The following is a 3,744-nucleotide window of genomic DNA, read 5'->3' as shown; positions in this document are numbered from 1 at the left end:
TTGAGGGGGTCAATTACCTAATTTTCAGGGAAAAAGTCCCTGAATTTCCCCCTGATCACTCCCATATCTGGTACTTTTTGAGGGGAAAAAAGTCCAAAAGTCTTATCCAACAAGGTTTTTAGATTTATTCAGCAAGCCCTAATTAATCTGGGTAATTCTGGGGCTTTACATGGTTATATTGCCATTATTTTAAGTGCTGCTTTATTCGCTTTAGTAACATCTCGAAAACTAGGGGTATTATTGGACTCCAGCACTGCTTTTACTATGAAAAATGGTAATAAACGCTCTCCTGATATAGCTTTTTTTGCTAAGGAACATCTGCAAGGATTGGAAGAATTGCCGACGGGTTTTTTAGAAGGTGGGCCAGATTTAGTGGTAGAAATTCTCTCTCCGGGGAATACAGTGGCAGAAATCGAGGACAAAATTGCCGAGTATTTTGCCAATGGGACTCGTTTGCTCTGGGTTATCAGTCCCCGTCAACACTATGTTTTAGTTTATCGTTGCGGGTACGAACCGCAGGGATTATTAACATCAGGAGATTTTCTGGAGGGGGAAGATGTGGTTCCGGGGTTCACTTTTCTGGTGGCTGATTTGTTTCAAAAACTATCTTTTTGAATCTTTCTTCTCAACAAATCGGCTAATAAATCGGCACTGTCACTAATAGCTAGATGAGAAGCTTGTTGGGCCATGGCGGCCAATTTTTCGGGATTAGACCATAAATCGAGGACTAATTCGCCTAAAAACTGAGCAGTTAACTCATTTTGACGGTAAAGATAAGCGGCTTGAGCTTCAGCGAAAACTTGGGCATTATAGAACTGATGGTCTTCGGCAGCAAAAGGATAGGGAATTAAAATCGAAGGCGTACAAGTGATCGCTAATTCTGTTAAAGTGCTGGCTCCGGAGCGACTGATAGCCAGATTAGCTCTTTGCCATAATCCCGCCATATTGTCGTAAAAAGGCCGGGAAAAATAGTTAGAATGGCGCAAACTATCCGCTTCGGGGTCGTTTTCTCCCGTGAGATGCACGATATAAATGCCTTTTTCTAACCATTGGGGAGCGCTTTGTCGCACAAGTTGATTAAGAGCCACGGCCCCTTGAGAACCACCGGCAACGACAATTAAAAAAGCAGTCTCTGGAATCGGTAAATCTAGGGACTGGGGAATGAGAAACTGCTCCCGTACGGGCGTACTAGACCAAGTGGTACGAGTGCCGGGTAAATAGCTGGCGGTTCCCTGAAAACCGAGGGCAACCGTATCGCACCAGCGACCGAGAACTTTCGTGACTTTGCCCGGTATGTAGTTAGATTCGTGTAGGATGACGGGAATATTGGCTAAACGAGCCGCTAAAATGGTCGGGCCTGCGATATAACCCCCGGTGGTAAAAACTGCCGCTATCTGACGTTTTTTGATTAAACTACGCACTTGCCAAATGGCCCGCAGTTGACCGAACAGAATCTTGAGAGTTTTTAACCCGAAACGGGTTTGAAATCCCTCAATGGGGATGGTGTGCAGGGGATAGGTTTTTGGAACTAAGGACTGTTCGAGACGGTCTGGAACTCCTAACCATTCAATCTCGTAATCCGGCAAGCGCTCGGCCAGGGCCAAAGCGGGAAATAAATGACCACCAGTACCACTAGCGGCAATCAATAGACGGGTTGGAGTGCGTGCCATAATTCGAGAGAGGGGAAATTCAGCCCTAGAATGAAATAATCTACCATAGTTATTGATCGATCCTTACACAAACTATCACTAATGCGTAACTTGAACACGATTCCCAATACATTTTTTCGTCAATCCCTCAATTTTTCCCTATCGTTGCTGTTAGGTTTGGGGTTAACTTTCACCCTCGCTACCGGCCTGCGAGCCGAAAAGCCAGAAACTGCTCCGGCTAATTTAAAAACGCTTATCTCCAAAATCGAAACGGCGGCTAATGAGCGAAATCTCAAGCAATTAATGGAGTTTTATAGTCCGAAATTTACTAACTCCGATGGCTTGACCTACGAAAAAACTAAAAAGGCTTTAACTCATTTTTGGGAACGTTATAACAATCTACAATACACCACGACTCTCGAATCTTGGAGTCGTTCTGGTGATAAGTTAACGGCCAATACAATTACTAAAATTACCGGGACGGGAAAGGTGCAGGGACGAGTGGTGGGAATGAATGCTACGATTCGTTCTCGTCAACAATTTCAAGGGAATAAACTGGTTTATCAGGAGATTTTAAGCGAGAGAGTTGAGTTAAGCACCGGCAAAAATCCCCCCAGTATTCAGGTGAGAATTCCCGAGAGGGTGAAAGTGGGTCAAGAATTTGATTTTGATGTGATTGTCCGCGAACCTTTAGGGGATGATTTATTGGCCGGAACGGCGATCGATGAGAAAGTAGATATTGAGCGTTATATTAATACAAAGCCTCTAGAATTGGAATTATTACAGTCCGGCGGTTTATTTAAGCGGGTAAAAGCGCCGGCAACACCGGAAAATCGCTGGTTATCGGCGATTTTAATCCAAGGCGATGGGATTGTTGTCGTTACTCAACGGGTTAAGGTAGAAAAGTAATTTTTATCTGGGTGTTGCGGCAAAAAGCTTGTTGGTGGGGTGTGGGGTGTAGGGTGTGGGGTGTAGGGTTTTATTTCCCCCTTTCACTCCAATGGCTGGCACTTTCAGGCAATTTAATCCTTATTTTTGCCGTTTTTGAACCCTCAAAAATTAATTATGCAAGAGGTTTAATAAATACTCTGATTAAGCATAGAGGTGGGAAACATCGCTCGTCCATACTTTAAATTTTGTTAAATTTACTTGACCAAAAGAAGTTGTTAGGGAAGCATCGACGGCATCTAAGCCGCGAGTCATTAAAATCCGCCCGATTCTGGGGGTGTTATGACGAGCATCAAAGGTGTACCATTGATGGTCTAAATAAACTTCAAACCAAGCACTAAAATCCATCGGTAGAGGTTGGGGAGAAATACCGATATCTCCGAGATAGCCGGAGGCATAACGGGCGGGAATATTTAGGCAACGGCAAAAAGTCAAAGCTAGATGGTTAAAATCGCGACAAACCCCCGTTCTTTCCCGATAGACATCATAGGCGGTTTTCGTCACCCGCGCGTATTCGTAACCAAAACGAATGTGACTATGAACCCAATCACAAACCGCTTGTACCCTTGCCCAACCGGGGGGAGTTTGTCCGAAAAGTTCCCAGGCAATTTCCGAAAGCAAATCCACTTCACAATAACGGCTACTCATTAGGTAGGGAAAAACTTGGGTTGGTAACTCTGCTAGAGGAATTTCTTGGGCATTCCCATTAACGATATCGGGTTTCCATTCATTCTCGATAACCGCTTCATTGTGAATGCGAATCTGTCCGTCGGGTAAAATTAGACGACTGGTTCGATTACCGAAGCTATCTAAAAATTCTTCTATTTTTGTTGCCGGTTCCACCTGCAAATTTTCCGATTGTCTAACTTGATTTAAAATTGAGGGGTGTAGATAAAGTTTTAACAACATGACCACGGGTAAGGGGGCATCAAAGCCAAATTCATAACCAACATGGATTAACATTAGGACTCCTATCTAAATGAAATTTTGTCAGGATTGGTAGAGATGAAACGCCAATAATCGCCAGACTGAAAAAAGTTAGGCCTGACTACTTAGGGGCTGCTGAAAAAGTTTTTCGTGGGGGCAGGGTGTGGGGTGTGGGGTGTGGGGTGTGGGGTTTTACCCATTTTCAGGTGGTCAATTACCT

Annotated in this window: 3 protein-coding genes and 1 pseudogene; 2 read left to right on the top strand and 2 right to left on the bottom strand. The window is 44.1% G+C overall.

What is annotated here, in order from left to right:
* Window positions 1-138: 138 nt before the first annotated feature.
* A pseudogene (locus PX481_RS27580) lies at window positions 139-615 on the top strand (Uma2 family endonuclease); the annotation flags it as partial.
* Here the strand turns inward: PX481_RS27580 and murG are convergent.
* Complete coding sequence (gene murG, locus PX481_RS27575; RefSeq protein WP_288023375.1) at window positions 597-1,670, bottom strand: undecaprenyldiphospho-muramoylpentapeptide beta-N-acetylglucosaminyltransferase; 1,074 nt, start codon at window positions 1,668-1,670, stop codon at window positions 597-599. The pseudogene PX481_RS27580 and the gene murG overlap by 19 nt on opposite strands.
* Window positions 1,671-1,751: 81 nt before the next feature.
* Here murG and PX481_RS27570 point away from each other — a divergent pair, with 81 nt between their 5' ends.
* Window positions 1,752-2,558 (top strand): DUF8623 domain-containing protein, encoded by an 807-nt coding sequence (locus PX481_RS27570; RefSeq protein ID WP_288097132.1) that lies wholly within the window; start codon window positions 1,752-1,754, stop codon window positions 2,556-2,558.
* 183 nt (window positions 2,559-2,741) lie between these two features.
* Here PX481_RS27570 and PX481_RS27565 read toward each other — a convergent pair whose 3' ends face one another.
* On the bottom strand, window positions 2,742-3,560 hold the full coding sequence (locus PX481_RS27565) for a transglutaminase-like domain-containing protein (protein WP_004266804.1): 819 nt from the start codon (window positions 3,558-3,560) through the stop codon (window positions 2,742-2,744).
* Window positions 3,561-3,744 lie beyond the last annotated feature (184 nt).

It is taken from the genome of Microcystis sp. M53603_WE2 (assembly GCF_030065435.1).
The sequence above is the reverse complement of the archived record's forward strand: the minus strand, read 5'-3'. Positions and strand labels throughout refer to the sequence as shown.

Coding starts and splice junctions, on each gene's coding strand:
- PX481_RS27565 (WP_004266804.1), bottom strand. CDS start 3,560: ATGTTAATCCATGTTGGTTATGAATTTGGCTTTGATGCCCCCTTACCC.
- murG (WP_288023375.1), bottom strand. CDS start 1,670: ATGGCACGCACTCCAACCCGTCTATTGATTGCCGCTAGTGGTACTGGT.
- PX481_RS27570 (WP_288097132.1), top strand. CDS start 1,752: ATGCGTAACTTGAACACGATTCCCAATACATTTTTTCGTCAATCCCTC.